Origin of the sequence: Agromyces cerinus subsp. cerinus (assembly GCF_900142065.1) — a bacterium.
GTDB classification, from domain to species: Bacteria; Actinomycetota; Actinomycetes; order Actinomycetales; family Microbacteriaceae; genus Agromyces; species Agromyces cerinus.
Window position 1 is genome coordinate 216,747 of sequence record NZ_FSRJ01000005.1, and the last position, 17,199, is coordinate 233,945.

The window sequence follows — 17,199 nt, forward strand, 5'->3', positions numbered from 1 at the left end:
GTGGCCACCCTCAGCGCCCGGCGACGAGGTCGGCGACGTGGGCGATCGGCGAGGTGGTCGCGCGGCCGCGCAGTTCGGAGCGATCGGCGGCGTGGTACGCGCCGTAGATGGCCTGCACCGCGAGCCAGCGGAGCGGCTCGATCTCCCACTTGCGGGCGCGATGGCCGACCCAGGGCAGCCGGGTGAGCTCGGTGTCGCGGCCGAGCACGAGGTCGCGCAGGGTGCGTCCAGCGAGGTTCGTCGCCGTGACGCCGGTGCCGACGTAGCCGCCGGCCCAGCCGAGGCCGGTGGCGCGATCGTGGCCGACGGTGGCCGACCAGTCGCGGGGCACGCCGAGCACTCCCGACCAGGCGTGGTCGATCGCGGCATCCGCTGCTGCAGGGAAGAAGCGTGCCAGCAGCGCGCCGAGGCTGTCGATCGTGGCCTGCTGGGTGCGGCCGTCCTGGTCGACGCGCGAACCGTAGCGGTAGGGCACGCCGCGTCCGCCGAACGCGATGCGGTCGTCGGCGGTGCGCTGCGCGTACATGTAGACGTGCGCCATGTCGCCGAGGACCTCGCGGCCGTTCCAGCCGATCTCGTTCCACACGGATGCCGCGAGCGGCTCGGTCACGATGAGCGACGAGTTCATCGGCAGCCACGTTCGGTGCTCGCCGCGGAGGTCCGGCGTGAAGCCCTCGGTGGCGCGCAGCACGTGGGCCGCGCGCACGGTGCCGTGGTCGGTGCGCACCTCGCCCGGGCGGATCTCGGTGACCGTGGTGTTCTCGTAGATCGTCACGCCGAGGCGTTCGACCGCGGCAGCGAGGCCGAGCGCGAGCTTCGCGGGGTGCACGCGCGCGCAGTGCGGATGCCAGGCGGCGCCGAGCAGGCCGGCGACGTTCACGCGGGCGGCCGCCTGCGTCGCGTCGAGGAGTTCGACATCCGTCGCCGGCCACGACTGCTCGGCCGCGGCGTAGGACCTCAGCCGGGCGAGCTGCGCCGGCGTGTAGGCGACCTCGAGCTCGCCGCCCTTGTGGATGTCGGCGTCGATGCCCTCGGCGGCCGTGACGGCGATGACCTCGTCGACCGTCGCGTTGAGGGCGACCTGCTGTGCGATCGCGGCGTCGCGGCCGTGCGTCTTCACGTACTGCTCGCGGCCGCCCGTGACCGAGTTGGTGAGCCATCCGCCGTTGCGGCCCGAGGCGCCGTACCCGGCGAAGCGCCGCTCGAGCACGGCGACGCGCAGGTCGGGCTGGTCGCGCTTCAGGTAGTACGCCGTCCAGAGGCCGGTGTAGCCGGCGCCGACGATCGCGACATCGACGTCGAGGTCGCCGGGCAGGGCGGGGCGCGGCGTCGGCAGGCCGACCTGCTGCAGCCAGAACGAGACTCCGCCGTTCGTGGTCATGCGTGTTCCTCTCCGGTGAAGATCGAGCGCCCGAGATATCGGTGTGTTTTACAACAATGTTTTGAAACGTAGCGCCGAAGCTGGCAGGCTGTCAACAGCCGGCCGTCGTCAACCGAGGGAGGGAGGCCCGATGCCGATCGACGTCGACACCGACGAACGCCTCGCCGACATCGCCCGCGCGACCGTCGAGGTGGCCCGCGAGCGCGGCACCCGCGCCGTGACCCTGCGAGCGGTCGCCGATCGCCTCGGCCGCTCGACCGCCTACATCACGAACTTCGTGCCCTCGCGCGCCCACCTCATGGCGAACGCCCTCGATCACGCCCGCACGCAGTGGGACGCCGAGCGCCTCGAGCACCTCGGCGATCTCGTGGGCGTCGAGCGGCTCGCCGCCCTCGCCCGGTGGATGTGCACCTCCGACCCGGAAGAGAACGTGCTGCGCAGCCTCTGGATCGAGGTCATCGCCGACGTGCGCGGCGCGAACGAGCGCGCCTACCAGGTCGTGCGACGGGTGACGGATGCCACGTACGACAAGTTCCTCGCCGGCGCCGAGCACGTCGAGCACGACGGGGCATCCGTCGATCTCGAACAGGCCGCGCACATCGCCGACATCCTCTACCTCTACTGCCGGGGCTACGAGGTCAAGGCCGTCGAGGACCCGGCGTCGTGGACGGATGCGCGCGTGCAGGCCTCGCTCGAGGTGCTGCTGCGCGCACTCGTGTTCGGCGCGAGGCACGACGCGACGGCGTAGTCGCCGAGCAGCCGGCCGCTCAGGACGCCAGCGCGGCCCCGGGGATCGCCGCGAGCAGCTCCCGCGTGTACGGGTTCTGCGGGTCGTCGAAGATCTGCTCGGGCGTGCCGCTCTCGACGATGCGGCCGCGCTGCATCACGTGCACCTCGTCGGAGATCATGCGCACGACCGCGAGGTCGTGGCTGATGAAGAGGTAGCTGAGGCCGAGGCGGGCCTGGAGGCCCGCGAGCAGTTCGAGGATCTGCGCCTGCACGAGCACGTCGAGCGCCGAGACGGCCTCGTCGAGCACGACGAGCTCGGGCTCGAGCGCGAGGGCGCGGGCGATCGCGACGCGCTGGCGCTGGCCGCCCGAGAGCTCGTGCGGCAGGCGCGAGGCCATGGCCACCGGCAGGGCGACCTGCTCGAGCAGCTCGGCGACTCGCTTGCGGCGACTCGCGGCGTTGCCGATGCGGTGCACCTTCAGCGGTTCGGCGATCGACTCCTCGACCGTGTACCGCGGGTCGAGCGAGGCGTACGGGTTCTGGAAGACGGGCTGCACCCGGCGGCGGAACGCGAAGAGCTCGCGGCGCTTCAGCTTGGTCAGGTCGGTGCCGTCGAAGGCGATGCGACCCGAGGTGAGCTGCTCGAGCCCGAGCACGAGGTTCGCGGTCGTGGACTTGCCCGACCCCGACTCCCCCACGATCGAGACGGTCTTGCCGCGCGGGATCGTGAAGCTCACGCCGTCGACGGCGGTGAACGTCGCGGGCTCCCCCGCCTTCGGCGAGCGCAGGTGGAACTCCTTGCGCAGCTCGGTCACCTCGACGAGCGGGCGCGCGTCGACGTCGCCGCCGCGGATCGGCAGCGGTTCGCGGCGCGAGGCGAGGCTCGGCGCAGCGGCGAGGAGCTGCTTCGTGTACTCGTGCTTCGGGTTCTCGAGCACCTCCTGCGAAGTGCCGGTCTCGACGATGCTGCCGCGGAACATCACGACGATGCGGTCGGCGCGCTCGGCGGCGAGCGCCAGGTCGTGGGTGATGAGGAACACCGCGGTGCCCATCTCGCCGGTCAGCTGGTCGAGCTGGTCGAGGATGCGGCGCTGCACGGTGACGTCGAGCGCCGACGTCGGCTCGTCGGCGATGAGCAGGCGCGGCTGGCACGCGAGGCCCATGGCGATGAGGGCGCGCTGGCGCATGCCGCCCGAGAACTCGTGCGGGTACTGCCGCGAGCGCTGCTCGGGGTCGGGGATGCCGACGAGCTCGAGCAGCTCGACCACGCGGGCGCGCACGGCGTCGCCGGTGCCGTAACCGTGCACCTCGAGCGCCTCGCCGATCTGCTCGCCGACCCGCATGAGCGGGTTGAGGTTCGACATCGGGTCCTGCGGCACGAGGCCGATGCCCGCGCCGCGGAGCTTCACGAGCTCATTCTCGCCGAGCTCGGTGATCTCCCGGCCCTCGAATCGGATGCTGCCCGCGGTGATGACGCCGTTCTCCGGCAGCAGCCGGTTGATCGCGGCGGCCGTGGTCGACTTGCCCGAGCCCGACTCCCCCACGATCGCGACGGTCTCGCCCGCTGCGACGTCGATCGAGACGTCGTCGACGGCGGTGACGAGTTCGCCGCCCGAGCGGAAGGCGATCGAGAGGCCGCTGATGCGGAGCACCGGTTCGTTCGTGGTCATGGTCGGGTTCACTCCTGTGTGCTGAGGGTCGAGGCGAGCGTATCCAGCACGCGCTGCCAGTGGAGGTCGGTGGGCGCCGGCTCGGCCGCGAGCAGGCGGTTGCTCGCGAAGGCCACGGCGATGCCGCGCCCGGGCACGAAGCCCACGGCGCAGCCGGTGAATCCGGGGTGCCAGAGGAGCGGCATCCGCTCGCCCTGCACGACGAGCTCTCGGCGCCGCCAGCCGAGCGCCTGCTCGGCGTCGGGTCCCGCCGCACTGAAGTCGGCGGTGACCTCGGGGTCCCAGAGCTCGGGCCGTTCGTCGGCGCGGCTGAGCGTCGCCGCGACATCGAGCACGTCGTCGATGGAGCCGAAGAGCCCCGCGTGCCCGGCGACGCCGCCGAAGGCGTGGAAGCAGTTGCCGTCGTTGGCCTCGCCGTTGACGGGCGCGGTGCGCCAGGCGAATCCCGCATCGCTCCATGCGACGGGGTACGGATGCCCCGTGGCGACCATCCGGCGTTCGGCCTCGTCGCCGTGCGAACTCGTGGCCGCCTCGCCCGCGACCGGACCGTAGCCGAGCGAGCGGAGGCCGAGCGGGCGCGCGACGAGGTCGCGCACGGCGGCGTCGAGCGGCAGGCCCGCGACGGCCTCGACGACCCGGCCGAGGTGCATGAACCCGAGGTCGGAGTAGTGCCGTTCGCTGCGCAGGGCGTAGCGGAGCGGGAGCGCGTCGATCGTCGCGAAGGGGTCGTCGCCGGGCGCGAGGTAGAGCGGCTGCCACTCCTGGAGTCCGGCGCGGTGCTGGAGGAGGTCGCGGACGCTCGTCTCGGCGTGACCGCCGAATGCCGGCACGAATCGCGTGACGAGATCGTCGACGTCGAGCTCGCCCATCGAGGCGAGGCGGTGCAGCGCCGTGGTCGTGCCGACGACCTTGCTCACCGAGGCGAGGTCGTGCAGGGTGCCGCGGTGCATCGGCACCGGGGTGGGATGCTCCGGCGCAGCGAGACCGGCGGCGGCGACCTGCCGCTCACCGTCCAGGTCGACGCCGATCACGCAGCCGGCGGGCGAGCCGGCGCTCGGCGCGATCATCGCCGCGGCAGCAGCGCCGAGCAGGGTCTCGGGCGCGCTCATGAGGCCACCTCGTGCGCGCTGAGTCCGGCGAGCCGGATCATGCCGGCCTCCGTCCACCACGGCGGAGGCGGAGCTCCGGCTCGCCGAACTCGGCCTGCGTGCGCGCTCCCCCGTCGGGCATCCAGCCGCGGCCCCGGTAGAACGCGATCGACGGCGCGTTCGCGGCGAAGACCCACAGCGCGACCGACGCCGCGCCGCGCTCGCTGAGCGAGTCGTAGGCGGCGTCGAGCAGGCGCGTGCCGAGGCCGAGACCGCGGGCGTCGGGCGAGACGTAGAGCGAATGCACCGCACCGCCGTCACCTTCGGGCTCGGGCGCGAAGCGGGTGACCCCCTGCACGAGGCCGTCGTGCTCGGCGACGAGCACCGTGCCCTCGGTCGAGGCCAGCACCCGTCGCCAGAGCGCCTGCGCACGGTCATCCGTCATCGCCTCGATCGCGACGGCCGGCAGCACGCCGACGTAGCTCTCTCGCCAGCAGGCGAGGAAGACGGCGACGATCGCGTCGCGGTCGTCGCTCGTCGCGGGGCGAAGCGTCACGGACATCGTTCAGCGACCCGCCTCGAGCACCAGCGAACGCAGGCCGTCGACCGGCTGCGGCAGCACGAGCGGGCCGTCACCGGGCGTGATGGTGCCGAGGATGCGCGGCGCGCGAGCCCCGGTGCCGCCCGGAACCGTCGCCGGGATGCCGTGCAGGGTGCACCAGCCGATGAGCGCGAAGGCGATGGCCTCCTTGCTGTCGGCCGGCGCGCCGAGCTCGTCGGCCAGCACGACCTCGACCTCGGGCAGCGCGGCGCGGAGCCCGTCGAGGATCAGCGGATTGCGGCATCCGCCGCCCGAGGCCGCGAGGAAGCCGATGCCCGCCGCCCGCACGTCGCGGGCGACCGTCCGCACCGTGAGCTCGGTGAGCGTGCGCACGAGATCGGCGACCTCGATCGAACGACCCAGGCGGGCCTCGGCGTCGCGCACATAGGCGAGGTGGAAGTGCTCCTTGCCCGTGCTCTTCGGCGCCGTCAGCGCGTAGTACGGGTCGGCGAGCAGCAACGCCAGGAGTTCCTCGTCGACGGTGCCGGTCGACGCGATACGGGCGTCGTCGTCGTAGCCGAGGTCGTTCAGGCCCTCGTCGACGACGACGGCGTCGACGAGCGCGTTCGACGGACCGATGTCGTAGGCGACGAGCGAGTCCTCGCCGACGACGGTCATGTTCGAGATGCCGCCGAGGTTCAGCGCGGCCGAGACGCCCGAGCGGTCGCGCAGCAGCAGTTCGTCGAGGAAGGAGACGAGCGGAGCGCCGTGGCCGCCGGCGACGATGTCGCGGATGCGCACGTCGGAGACCACCGGAACGCCGAGCAGCTCGGCGATCCACGCGGGCTGGCCGATCTGGAGCGTGCCGAGCGCGTGCGCGCCGTCGACCCAGTGGTAGACGGTCTGGCCGTGCGAGGTGACCGCGTCGACCCCGCCGACCGCGTCGCGCGCGGCGAGGGCGGCGTCGGCGAAGGCCTGGCCGATCAGCGTGTCGAGCTCGCAGATCTCGGCGAGCGTCGTCGGCGCGGGAGGCAGGGCGGCGATCAGCCGCTCGCGCAGGGCCGGCGCGTAGGGGGTGGTGGCGTCGTGGAGCACGCGCCCCGAGAGCACGCCGTCGCGTTCGGTGAACTCGACGACCGCGACGTCGATGCCGTCGTGCGAGGTGCCGGAGATCATGCCGAGAACGCGCATCATGCACCTTCCATCGCGGGTCGGAGCCTGCCGCCCGCAACCGCCAGGCGCGCCTCCGCCTCGGCCTGCGAGAGGCCGCGGGCGAGCACCAGCACCGAGGTCTTCACGTCGTAGTCGTTGCCCTCGAGCGTGGCCTCGGCCTCATCGCGCGGCACCCCGGCGATCTCGGCGACCATGCGCACCGCACGGTCGCGGAGCTTGTGGTTCGTCGGCTTCAGGTCGACCATGAAGCTGCCGTAGGTCTTGCCCTGCTGCACCATCACGATCGTCGAGAACATGTTGAGCACGAGCTTCTGCGCCGTGCCGGCCTTCAGCCGCGTCGAGCCCGTCAGCACCTCGGGGCCGACCGCCACCTCGATCGGGAACTCGGCAGCCGCGCTCAGCGCCGTGTCGACGTTGCACGAGAGCCCGACCGTGAGGGCGCCGAGCGCGCGAGCGCGATCGATGGCCGCGATCACGTAGGGCGTGCGGCCGCTCGAGGCGATGCCGATGACCGTGTCGAGCGGTCCGATCCCCGCCTCGTCGATCGCGGCGGAGCCGGCGTCGGCGTCGTCTTCAGCGCCCTCGGTGGGGGTGACGATGGCGGAGGCGCCGCCGGCCATGATCGCGAAGACCAGCTCGGGCGGCGTGCTGAACGTGGGCGGGCACTCCGAGGCGTCGACCACGGCGATGCGGCCCGGCGTGCCGGCGCCGACGTAGACGAGGCGCCCGCCTCGCGACATCCGCTCGCTCGCGGCCTCGATCGCCGGAACGATCTGCGGCAGGGCGCGGTTGACGGCGCCGGGCACCGTGGCGTCGGCCTCGTTCATGGCCGCGGCGATCTCCGCGACGCTCATGCGGTCGAGCTCCGCGTAGCGCGGGTTGCTCGCCTCGGTGGCGAGGTTCGCCAGGTCGTCGTCGAGCGTGCTCATTTCTTTCCTCTGTTTCTGGGGTCGAGTGCGTCGCGCAGACCGTCTCCGAGGAGGTTCAGTCCGACGACGAGGAGGACGACGACCACGCCGGGCGCGATCATGGTCCACGGCGCGATGCCGATGAGGGTGCGCGCCTCGAAGATCATGGAGCCGAGCGACGGGGCCGGCGGCGGGGTGCCGAGGCCGAGGAAGCTCAGCGAGGCCTCGGTCAGCACGGCCCAGGAGAGCGACAGCGTGACCTGCACGATGATGATCGAGGTGATGTTCGGCAGCACGTGGCGGAACATCACCATCGAGCGGCTCTGGCCCGTGCTCGTCGCGGCCTTCACGTACTCGATCTCGCGGAGCGAGAGCACCGGCCCGCGGGTCACGCGGATGAAGATCGGCACGTACACGATCGCGATGGCCACGGCGATCGTGAACCAGTTGCGGTCGAAGACCGAGGCGAGCGACAGCGCGAGGAGGAGCGGCGGGAAGGCGAACAGCACGTTCGTCACGCCCGAGATCACCCCGTCGGAGACACCGCGGTAGAATCCGGCGACGAGACCGCAGAAGGTGCCGACGAGCGTGGCGAACGCCACCGCGACGAGCGAGATGAGCGCCGAGTTGGCGACACCCGCTGCGACGCGCGAGAACACGTCGCGGCCGAACTGGTCGGTGCCGAACCAGTGTTCGGCCGACGGCGGCTGCAGTCGGGCCGGCGGGTCCTGCGCGATCGGGTCGTAGGGCAGCAGGCCGAACGCCGAGAGCAGGCTGAGCACGCCCAGCACGATGACGATGATGAGGCCGACGAGGCCGCTCCGGCTGCGGAGGAGGAGGCGAACGCGCTCCATGGTCCGCCCGCCGCCGGGAGCGAGGGTCGCGGTCTGGGTGATGTCGGTCATGCGGCACGCACCCTCGGGTCGATCATGCGGTAGAGCACATCGGTCAGCAGGTTCACGATCACGAACGAGAGCGCGATGATCAGCACGGTGCTCTGCACGAGTGCGTACTCCTTCTGCTGGATGCCGAGCAGCACCTGGCGGCCGATGCCCGGCAGCGAGAAGATCTGCTCGACCACGACGGCGCCGCCGAGCAGGTAGCCGAACTGCAGGCCCGTCATCGTGACGATCGGCACGAGCGCGTTGCCGAGCACGTGCTTGGCCTGGAGCCGGCGGGGCGGAACGCCCTTCGCCTTCGCCGTGCGGATGAAGTCGTTCGAGCGGATCTCGAGCACGGCGGTGCGCGTGGTGCGCATGATGGGGGCCGCGATGCCGAAGCCGAGCACGATCGAGGGCAGCAGCATCTGCTGCAGGTTCAGCCAGGGGTTGTCGACGAAGTACGCGTAGCCCTCGCCGTTGGGGTTGTACCCGAAGCTCGAGGCGAGCACGGCGAGCAGCGTCGTCGCGAGCAGGAACGCGGGGATCGAGAGACCGGCGAGGCCGACGACCTGTCCGAAGGCGTCCCGGGGAGAGTCGGGCCGCGATGCCGAGAGCATGCCGAGCGGGATGCCGATGAGCAGCGCGAGCACGATCGAGAAGATCGCCAGCTCGATCGTGACGGGCAGCGACTGCGCCGTCAGTTCGAGCACGCTCTGCTGCGCACGGGCCGAGAAGCCGAGGTTGCCGGTGAAGATGTTGCCGAGCCAGCTGAAGAACTGCGCGATGAGCGGCTGGTCGAGACCGTAGTACGCCTCGAGCTGCTGTTGCTGTGCGGGCGTGAGGGCCGCGGCCTCGGTGCCGAGGCCGGCCGTGATCTGGTTGCCGGGGATCGCCCGCAACATGATGAAGACGAACACGGCCACGCCGAGCAGCGTCGCCAGTGCGGCGAGGATGCGCCGGAGCACCGGGTTCCTGAAGAGTCGTCGAAGCATGGTCTTCCGTGGGTTGAGCGGAGTCGAGCCGAACGGCGCGGCGCAGGTGTGGGGGCGCCGCGCCGTTCGGGGTCTTAGTTGACCGTCGTGGTGCGGAGGTACTGCAGCGAACCGTTGGCCATGGGCGTGAAGCCCTGCACCTCGGACGAGGCTGCGGTGTAGGAGTAGCTCGTGAAGAGCCAGATCCACGCGGCGTTGTCTTCGAGGTTCTCCGAGATCTGCGCGTAGATGTCCTTGCGCTCATCGGGGTCGGAGCTCTGCTTGCCCTCGGCGAACAGCGCGTCGAGCTCGGGCGAGCTGTAGCCGGCGACCTGGTTCAGGTTGCCCGTGCTCGTGAAGTAGCGGCCGTACATGCCGTCGGGGTCGGGGCGTCCGCCGTTCAGGGCGACGGCCGCGTCGAAGTCGGCGGCGATCCAGCGGTCGACGAAGGCGCCCGACTCGAGCACCTCGAGTTCGAGGGTGATGTTCGCCTCGGCCAGCTGGGCCTTGAGGTTCTGCGCCTCGTTGACGCTCGTCGCGTACTCGCCCTGCGAGACGATCGTCTTGATCGTCACGCCGTCGGACTTGCCGGCCTTGTCGAGGTACTTCGCGGCCTTGTCGAGGTCGCGCTCGGGGCAGGGGCGGGCGTCGGGGTCGGAGCGGTATGCCGGCGACGTGATCGGGCCGGTCACCTCGCCCTCGCCGAGGGCGGCGGTGTCGAGCACCTCCTGGCGGTCGACGGCGCACTGGATCGCGAGACGCACGTTGACGTCGGCGAGGTCGCCGCGACGGGCGTTCAGCTGCAGCGCGTGGTAGCTCAGCTGGGGGGTCTTCTCGACGGAGACCGTGCCGCTCTCGGCGGTCTGCGCGACGAGCGGGTCGTCGAACACCGCGAGCTGCACGTTGCCCGACTGCATGGCCGAGACGATCGAGGACTCGTCGGGGATGACGCGGAACTCGACGGTGTCGAGCTTCGCGGCGTCGCCCCAGTAGGCGTCGTTCTTGGCGAGCGTCAGCGATTGGCTGGCCTTGCGGTCCTCGAGCACGAACGGCCCGGTGCCGTTCGGCGTGGTGTTCAGCTCGGCCTCGGTGTCGTCGGAGGAGAGCATCGCCATGTTGATGACGGCGAGGTTCGCCGGCAGGGCGGCATCGGGCGCGCTCAGCGTCAGCACGACGGTCTGCTCGTCGGGCGTCTCGATGCCGGCGACCGACGCGAGCGAGGTGCGCGCGACGGCTGCGGTGGCCTCGGCCGCGATGGCCTCGAGCGAGAACTTCACGTCTTCGGAGCCGAAGGTGGAGCCGTCGGCGAAGGTGACGCCCTCGCGCAGCGTGAAGGTCACCGTGAGGCCGTCCTCCGACGCCTCCCACGACTCGGCGAGCCCGGGCACGACGTTGAGGTCGGCGTCGAACTCGGTCAGCGTGCCGTACAGGTTCTGCAGCACGTTGACGGCCTGGAACTGCGTGGCCTTCCAGGGGAACAGTGTGTCGGGGTCGCTCGTGACGCCGACGACGAGCGAGCCGCCTGCCGCACCTGCTTCGGTGGGCGAGGGCTTCGCCGAGCTGCAGCCGGTGATCGTCAGTGCGACGGCCGCTGCCAGGCCGACCGCTGCGAGGGCGCCGCGTGCACCGCGGTTGCCTCCGTTCATGGGGGAACTCCTCAGGGCTAGGTGCTGCCTCGTCCGGGTGGTACTGCGCTGTGTGCGCCGGGTCGAAGAGCATCGATGATCTCAGTAGGTCACAAAAGTACATCACATCAGCTAGGCATGTAACAAAATTTCTTCTAGGGTGGTGTCACCGCCCCGACGGGGCATCGAGTGTCGTCGACGAGGAGAGCTGATGCCCACCCACGAGCCCAGGGCCGACGAGCCCGGCCAGCGCCCCGTGCTCGTGCGCATCCGGGCGATCCTGCCCGAGCTGCGCCCGAGCGAGCAGCGCATCGCCTCGCTGTTCGTCTCCGAGCCCGCGCTCATCGCCGAACTCTCGATGGCCGAGCTCGCTGCGCGCTGCGACACCTCGACCACCTCGGTCGTGCGCTTCTGCAAGCGCATGGGCTACGAGCACTTCAAGGCCCTCCGCATGGACGTGCTCCGCGACGTCGCACGCGAGACGTTCGAGACCGCGGGGCTGCCCGAGATCTCGGGCGACATCGACCGCGACGACACCCTCGACGACATCGTGGCGAAGGTCTCGATGGCCGAGACGCTCTCGATCGCCGACACGGCGAAGGTGCTCGACATCGACGCCCTGCAGGCCGCCGTCGACGCGGTCGGGGCGACCCCGCGCGTCGACATCTTCGGTGTCGGCGCGAGCTCGTTCGTCGGCCTCGACCTGCAGCAGAAGCTCACCCGCATCGGCCGCACCGCGCTCAACTGGTCCGACCCGCACGCCGCCTGGACCTCGGCGGCGACACTCCGCCCCGGCGCGGTGGCGATCGCCGTCTCGCACAGCGGCGGCACCGTCGACACGGTCGAGTTCCTCGCGATCGCACGCGCCGCGGGCGCCACGACGATCGCGATCACCAATCACGATCACTCCCCGCTCGCCGAGCAGGCCGACATCGTGCTCACCACCGCCGCCCGCGAGACCGGGTTCCGCTCGGGTGCGCTCGGCAGCCGCATCGCACAGCTCATGGTCGTCGACTGCGTCTTCATCGGCGTCGCCCAGGCCAGCTACGACCAGTCGATGGAGGCGATCCGCAACACCTACGCGGCGGTGCACCACCTCCGCGCGCTTCGCCGGTGACCCCGGCGATCCGAGGGCTCTACGCCGCGTTCGCCGGGCTCGGTGCGACCGCGGCGGCGATCCCGGCGGTGCTCCCCTCGGTCGAGCAGGGCGTCGGGACATCCGTCGTCTCTGCCGTCCCCGCCCTGTTCGGCGGCCTGCTCGTCGGCGTGCTCGCATCGAGCGTCGTGCTGCGCCGGGTGCGGGCCCTGCATCTCGCGGCGATCGGATGCCTCGTGCAGGCCGTCGCGCTCTGCGGCGCCGCCCTCGCCGGCACCGCGCCGGCGTTCATCGCCTTCGCCGCGCTCGCCGGCGTCGGGTTCGGACTCACCGAGGCCTCCGCGAGCGTCGCCTCGAAGGCCGCTTCGACCTCCTCGGCGGCCGCCATCCTCACCGCGCTCACGGCGACGGTCGCCGTCACGGCGGCGCTCACGCCCCTCCTCGTGGCCCTGGCCGCGGGCATCGAGCGGCCACCGCTCGTGCTCCTCGTGGTCGCCGCCGCGCAGCTCACCGCCGCCGTCGCGCTCCTCGTCGGCGCCCGCGGCAGCGCCGCTCCGGCCCGTGGCGAGCGCCGTCGCGGTCTCCGTCGTGCGAGCGTGCTCGCGCTGCTCCCGCTCGCGATCGCGCTCCCCCTCTACGTCGGCGTCGAGACTGTGTTCGCCGGGTGGTCGGCCGTGATCCCGGCAGGACTGCTGCGGGTCGACCCCGCCGCCGCCGCACTCGGCACCTCCGTCTTCTGGGGGCTCATGGCCGTCGGCCGGTTCGCCTCGTCGGCGATGCTGCGGCACGGCGTCACGACGCGTCGCGCTCTGCTCCTCGGCACGCTCACCGCCGCCGGGGTGCTCGGCGTCGCGGCGGTCGTCACCCCGACCGCCCCGGCGTTCGGCCTCGCCGCGATCGCCGTCGCCGTCGTCGCCCTCGCCCCGACCTACGCCCTCACGGTGGGGCTCGCGCTCGACCGCCTCGACGACGACGAAGCCGCGAAGGCGACCGGGGTGCTCGTCGCCTGCGGCGCGGCCGGCGGCAGCTTCGTGCCCGCCGCGATCCTGTTCCTCACCGACGATCCCACCGCGTCCGCGACGTTCGTCGCGACCGCCGTCATCTGCCTCGTGGTCGCCGCCCTCTCGGCGATCCCCGTCCGCACCATCAGCCCAGCCGTCTCAGGAAGCCGCACCGCATGACCGTGTCCGCCACCGCCCACCGCTCCGCCGTCGACCCCGGCGATGACCGACTCGCCGCAGAACTCGGCCGAGTGCTCGGCACGACCGCCTCGCCGACGTCGACGGCCGCGGATGTCTCGGTCGCCGAGTTCGATCGCATCGTCGCGGGCGTCGACGCCTCGCATGTGCTGCTGACCCCCGCCGCCGTGGTCACCCCGCGCAGCCTCGAGCAGGTTGCGGCCGTGCTCCGCTTCGCGGCCGATGCCGGGCTCGGGGTCACCGTGCGTTCGGGCGGCACCAGCCTCTCGGGCCAGGCATCGACCGACGGCATCCTGCTCGACACGCGCACCGCGTTCCGCCGCATCCAGCCCGAGGCCGGCGGCGAGCGCGTGCGCGTGCAGCCCGGGGCGACGGTGCGGCAGGTCAATGCCCGGCTGCTCCGCCACGGCCGCAAGCTCGGGCCCGACCCGGCCAGCGAGATCGCCGCGACCGTCGGCGGCGTGATCGCCAACAACTCGAGCGGCATGGCCTGCGGCACGCACCACAACAGCTACCGCACGCTCGCCTCGCTCACCTTCGTCCTGCCGAGCGGCACGATCGTCGACACCGCGGCGCCCGATGCCGACCGGCGGCTCGCCGACGCCGAGCCCGCGCTGCACGCGGGTCTCGCCCGACTCCGCGACCTCGTGCGCGACCGTGCAGACCTGCGCGCCGAGATCGAGCGGCAGTACCGCGGCAAGAACACGATGGGCTACGGCCTGAACTCCTTCCTCGACTTCACCGAACCGGTCGAGATCCTCGCGCACCTCATGGTCGGCAGCGAGGGCACGCTCGGCTTCGTCGCCGAGGCCGTCTTCGACACCGTGCCGATCGCCTCGAGCGTCGCCACGGCGCTCGTCGTGTTCCCCTCGCTCGACGCCGCCACCGGCATCCTGCCGGTGCTCGTCGAGACCGGCGCCGCCACCATCGAGCTGATGGATGCCGCGTCGCTTCGCGTGATCCAGGCCGACCCCGCGGCATCCGGCATCATCGACGACGTCTCGATCGACGGGCACGCCGCCCTGCTCGTGGAGTACCACGGCCGCGACGACGACGACCTCGCCGAGCAGCTCGTCCGGGCCGCCGCCGCGCTCTCGGCTGCCGGCGCCCCCGCGCTCGAGGTCACCCGCGATCCGAAGGAGCGCGCTCGGCTCTGGCACTTCCGCAAGGGGCTCTACGCGGCGATCGCCGGCGCCCGGCGCCCGGGCACCACCGCGCTGCTCGAGGACATCGCCGTGCCCGTCGAACGGCTCGCGGCGACGTGCGCGGCGCTGCAGACGCTCTTCCACCGCCACGGCTATGCCGATGCGGTGATCTTCGGGCACGCGAAGGACGGCAACATCCACTTCCTCCTCACCGAGGACTTCACCGCAGCCGACGCGATCACGCGGCAGGAGCGCTTCACCGAAGAGCTCGTCGACCTCGTGCTCGGCGCCGGCGGCACGCTGAAGGCCGAGCACGGCACCGGCCGGATCATGGCGCCCTTCGTCGAACGCCAGTTCGGCGCCGAGCTCTACGCCGTCATGCGCGAGGTCAAGGCGCTCTGCGACCCCGCCGGCGTGCTGAACCCCGGCGTGCTGCTCACCGACTCGCCGACCGCGCACCTCGAGCACCTGAAGCTCACGCCCGAGGTCGAGTCGGAGGTCGACCGCTGCGTCGAGTGCGGCTACTGCGAGCCCGTGTGCCCGAGCAAGGACGTCACGATCACGCCGCGCCAGCGCATCGCGGTGCGCCGGGCGCGCGCCGCCGCGAAGCACGCCGGCGACACCGACCTCGACGCACGCCTCGCCGCCGCGGAGGAGTACGCCTCGGTCGAGACCTGCGCCGCCGACGGCATGTGCCAGACGGCGTGCCCCGTGATGATCAACACCGGCGACCTCGTGCGGCGCCTGCGCGAGCAGGAGGCGAATGCGCCGACCCGCACGATCGCCGGGGCACTCGCGAAGACCTGGGGCCCGGTGACTCGGGGCGCCGCGCTCGCCCTCACCGCCGCGAAGGCCGTGCCGCCGATCGCCACCGCGGCCAGTGCCGCCGGCCGCGCGGTGCTCGGCGCCGACGTCGTGCCGCAGTGGTCAGCCGACCTGCCTCGCGGCGGGGCGAAGCGCGCCCACGCCTCGGCCGCCGCCGGCGACGTCGTCTTCTTCTCGGCCTGCGTCGGCTCGATGTTCGGCCCGGCCGACGACGGCATCGGCGCGGCATCCGCCTTCCGCCTGCTCTGCGATCGCGCCGGGGTCGAACTCATCACGCCCGACGGCATCGACGGGCTGTGCTGCGGCACCCCGTGGAAGTCGAAGGGACTCGCCACCGGCTACGCCACCGCGATCGAGCAGACGGTGCGCGCGCTGCTCGCCGCCTCGGACGGCGGGCGCCTGCCGATCGTCTGCGACAACTCCTCCTGCACCGAGGGCCTCGTGCACGCGCTCGAGAACGTGGGCGAGCTCGACGGCGCGCCGGTCTCGCTCCGCATCGTCGACGCGGTCGACTTCGCGGCCGAGCGGCTGCTGCCCGCACTCGACGTCGGTGAGCGGCTCGATTCCCTCGCGCTGCATCCGACCTGTTCGAGCACGCGACTCGGTTCGAACGACCACCTGCGGCAGCTCGCGAACGCGGTGGCCGTCGACGCGGTGGTTCCGGATGCCTGGGGCTGCTGCGCCTTCGCGGGCGACCGCGGCATGCTCCACCCCGAGCTGACGGCATCCGCGACCGCGGCGGAGGCGGCGGAGCTCGCCGAACGCGACTTCGACGCCCACGCCTCGTGCAACCGCACGTGCGAGATCGGCATGACGCGCGCGACGGGCGAACCGTACGTTCACATCCTCGAGCTGCTCGAGCGCGCGACCCGCTGAGGTCGATGCCGTGAGCGCTCCGGCTCAGCCGATGCGGAGCACCACGCTCCCCCGCTTGCGGCCGGTGTCGACGTAGCGGTGCGCCTCGACGATGTCGTCGAGGTCGAAGGTACGGTCGATGACGGGTCGCAGCTCCCCTGATTCGGCGAGCGCCGCGAGTCGCTCCATGCCCGCTCGGCCCATGCGGCCGCCGCGGTGGTCGACGACGAGCCCGCTTCGGCGGGCCTGCATGCCGGCGGCCAGCATGCCGGGCAGGTCGGCGATGACGAGCAGCAGAGCCCCGCCGGGCGTCAGCAGGTGGGCGACACGACCGAACGGCGCATTGCCGACGCACTCGACGATCACGTCGTAGTGCGGGCCTTCGGAGCGAGCCTCGCCGGATCGTCCGCGCGCCGCGAAGTCCTCGCGGGTGTAGTCGACGACCTCGCTCGCCCCGAGCGAGCGCACGAGGTCGGCGTTCCGCCCGCTCGTCACGGCGGTCACGTGCGCGCCCCTGGCCGCCGCGAGCTGCACGACGGCCGTGCCGACTGCGCCCGAGGCGCCGTTCACGAGCACACGGGTGCCGGGCCCGATCGTCACCCCGTCGAGGTAGCGCAGGGCGGTGTGCCCGCCGAACACGATCGCGGCGGCCTGCTCGAACGAGAGGTTCGCGGGCTTCCGCGCGACCTCGCCCTCGGCGTCGACGACGACGAACTCCGCATGGCAGCCCATGCCTGCACCGCGCATCACGATGACCTCATCACCGGGCGCGAATCGGGTGACGCCCTCGCCGACTCGCTCGACGACGCCGGCGGCCTCCATGCCGAGCACGGGCTTCCTGGGGCGGAACCACCCGATCATCGGCCCGACGACCACTCCCAGCCCCCGCGGCACTCGGCGGCTCCGCAGTCGATGGTCGGCGATGCTCACCGTCGAGGCGCGCACACGCAGGAGAAGTTCGCCGGGCCCTGGCTCGGGCGTCGGCACCTCGGCGACGTGCGCGACCTCGGGTCCGCCGAAGCGCCCGATGACCGCGGCACGCATCGTGATCGGGGTGACGGAGGTCGCCGGCTGGAATGATTCCGTGGACATGTGCTGCTCCCTTACGTTGT

14 protein-coding genes are annotated in these 17,199 nt (G+C 72.1%); 4 read left to right on the forward strand and 10 right to left on the reverse strand.

Annotation, left to right across the window (positions count from 1 at the left end):
- Positions 1-10: 10 nt before the first annotated feature.
- On the reverse strand, positions 11-1,381 hold the full coding sequence (locus BUR99_RS18420) for an NAD(P)/FAD-dependent oxidoreductase (RefSeq protein WP_074261850.1): 1,371 nt from the start codon (positions 1,379-1,381) through the stop codon (positions 11-13).
- A 130-nt stretch (positions 1,382-1,511) separates the two neighbouring features.
- On the opposite strand from BUR99_RS18420, the gene BUR99_RS18425 reads away from it, so the two are divergent.
- Positions 1,512-2,129 carry a TetR/AcrR family transcriptional regulator gene (locus BUR99_RS18425; protein WP_074261851.1) on the forward strand — a complete coding sequence of 206 codons (618 nt, stop codon included), beginning with the start codon at positions 1,512-1,514 and terminating at the stop codon, positions 2,127-2,129.
- A 19-nt stretch (positions 2,130-2,148) separates the two neighbouring features.
- On the opposite strand, the gene BUR99_RS18430 is transcribed toward BUR99_RS18425, so the two are convergent.
- The 8 genes from BUR99_RS18430 to BUR99_RS18465 all read right to left on the reverse strand — a co-directional run bounded on the left by BUR99_RS18430 (position 2,149) and on the right by BUR99_RS18465 (position 10,988).
- Entirely contained in the window at positions 2,149-3,780 is a 1,632-nt protein-coding gene (locus BUR99_RS18430; protein WP_074261914.1) for an ABC transporter ATP-binding protein, read from the reverse strand.
- Positions 3,781-3,788: 8 nt separating this feature from the next.
- Complete coding sequence (locus BUR99_RS18435; RefSeq protein WP_074261852.1) at positions 3,789-4,889, reverse strand: serine hydrolase domain-containing protein; 1,101 nt, start codon at positions 4,887-4,889, stop codon at positions 3,789-3,791.
- 37 nt (positions 4,890-4,926) lie between these two features.
- Positions 4,927-5,424, reverse strand: a complete 498-nt coding sequence (locus BUR99_RS18440) for a GNAT family N-acetyltransferase (protein ID WP_159441012.1) — start codon at positions 5,422-5,424, stop codon at positions 4,927-4,929.
- Positions 5,425-5,433: 9 nt separating this feature from the next.
- Positions 5,434-6,603: an anhydro-N-acetylmuramic acid kinase gene (locus BUR99_RS18445; protein WP_234980915.1), complete on the reverse strand. Its 1,170-nt coding sequence runs from the start codon at positions 6,601-6,603 to the stop codon at positions 5,434-5,436.
- Positions 6,600-7,511 (reverse strand): N-acetylmuramic acid 6-phosphate etherase, encoded by a 912-nt coding sequence (gene murQ, locus BUR99_RS18450; protein ID WP_074261854.1) that lies wholly within the window; start codon positions 7,509-7,511, stop codon positions 6,600-6,602. The genes BUR99_RS18445 and murQ overlap by 4 nt, the downstream gene beginning before the upstream one ends.
- Positions 7,508-8,395, reverse strand: a complete 888-nt coding sequence (locus BUR99_RS18455; protein ID WP_084184143.1) for an ABC transporter permease — start codon at positions 8,393-8,395, stop codon at positions 7,508-7,510. The genes murQ and BUR99_RS18455 overlap by 4 nt, the downstream gene beginning before the upstream one ends.
- Positions 8,392-9,363 (reverse strand): ABC transporter permease, encoded by a 972-nt coding sequence (locus BUR99_RS18460; RefSeq protein ID WP_074261855.1) that lies wholly within the window; start codon positions 9,361-9,363, stop codon positions 8,392-8,394. Before BUR99_RS18460 ends, BUR99_RS18455 begins: the two co-directional genes overlap by 4 nt.
- Before the next feature lie 74 nt (positions 9,364-9,437).
- Positions 9,438-10,988 (reverse strand): ABC transporter substrate-binding protein, encoded by a 1,551-nt coding sequence (locus BUR99_RS18465; RefSeq protein WP_074261856.1) that lies wholly within the window; start codon positions 10,986-10,988, stop codon positions 9,438-9,440.
- Between the two features lie 190 nt (positions 10,989-11,178).
- Between BUR99_RS18465 and BUR99_RS18470 the strand changes: the two genes are divergently transcribed.
- Genes BUR99_RS18470 through BUR99_RS18480 form a run of 3 tightly spaced genes read left to right on the forward strand, consistent with a single transcriptional unit; the run spans position 11,179 to position 16,108 of the window.
- A complete protein-coding gene (locus BUR99_RS18470; RefSeq protein ID WP_074261857.1) occupies positions 11,179-12,084 on the forward strand; it encodes a MurR/RpiR family transcriptional regulator in 906 nt (301 codons plus the stop codon).
- On the forward strand, positions 12,081-13,244 hold the full coding sequence (locus BUR99_RS18475) for an MFS transporter (RefSeq protein ID WP_074261858.1): 1,164 nt from the start codon (positions 12,081-12,083) through the stop codon (positions 13,242-13,244). The genes BUR99_RS18470 and BUR99_RS18475 overlap by 4 nt, the downstream gene beginning before the upstream one ends.
- Positions 13,241-16,108: an FAD-binding and (Fe-S)-binding domain-containing protein gene (locus BUR99_RS18480; protein ID WP_074261859.1), complete on the forward strand. Its 2,868-nt coding sequence runs from the start codon at positions 13,241-13,243 to the stop codon at positions 16,106-16,108. The genes BUR99_RS18475 and BUR99_RS18480 overlap by 4 nt, the downstream gene beginning before the upstream one ends.
- A gap of 24 nt (positions 16,109-16,132) precedes the next feature.
- On the opposite strand, the gene BUR99_RS18485 is transcribed toward BUR99_RS18480, so the two are convergent.
- The gene (locus tag BUR99_RS18485) at positions 16,133-17,179 is read right to left on the reverse strand and encodes an NAD(P)-dependent alcohol dehydrogenase (RefSeq protein WP_200802771.1); all 1,047 of its coding nucleotides are present in this window, start codon (positions 17,177-17,179) and stop codon (positions 16,133-16,135) included.
- Positions 17,180-17,199 lie beyond the last annotated feature (20 nt).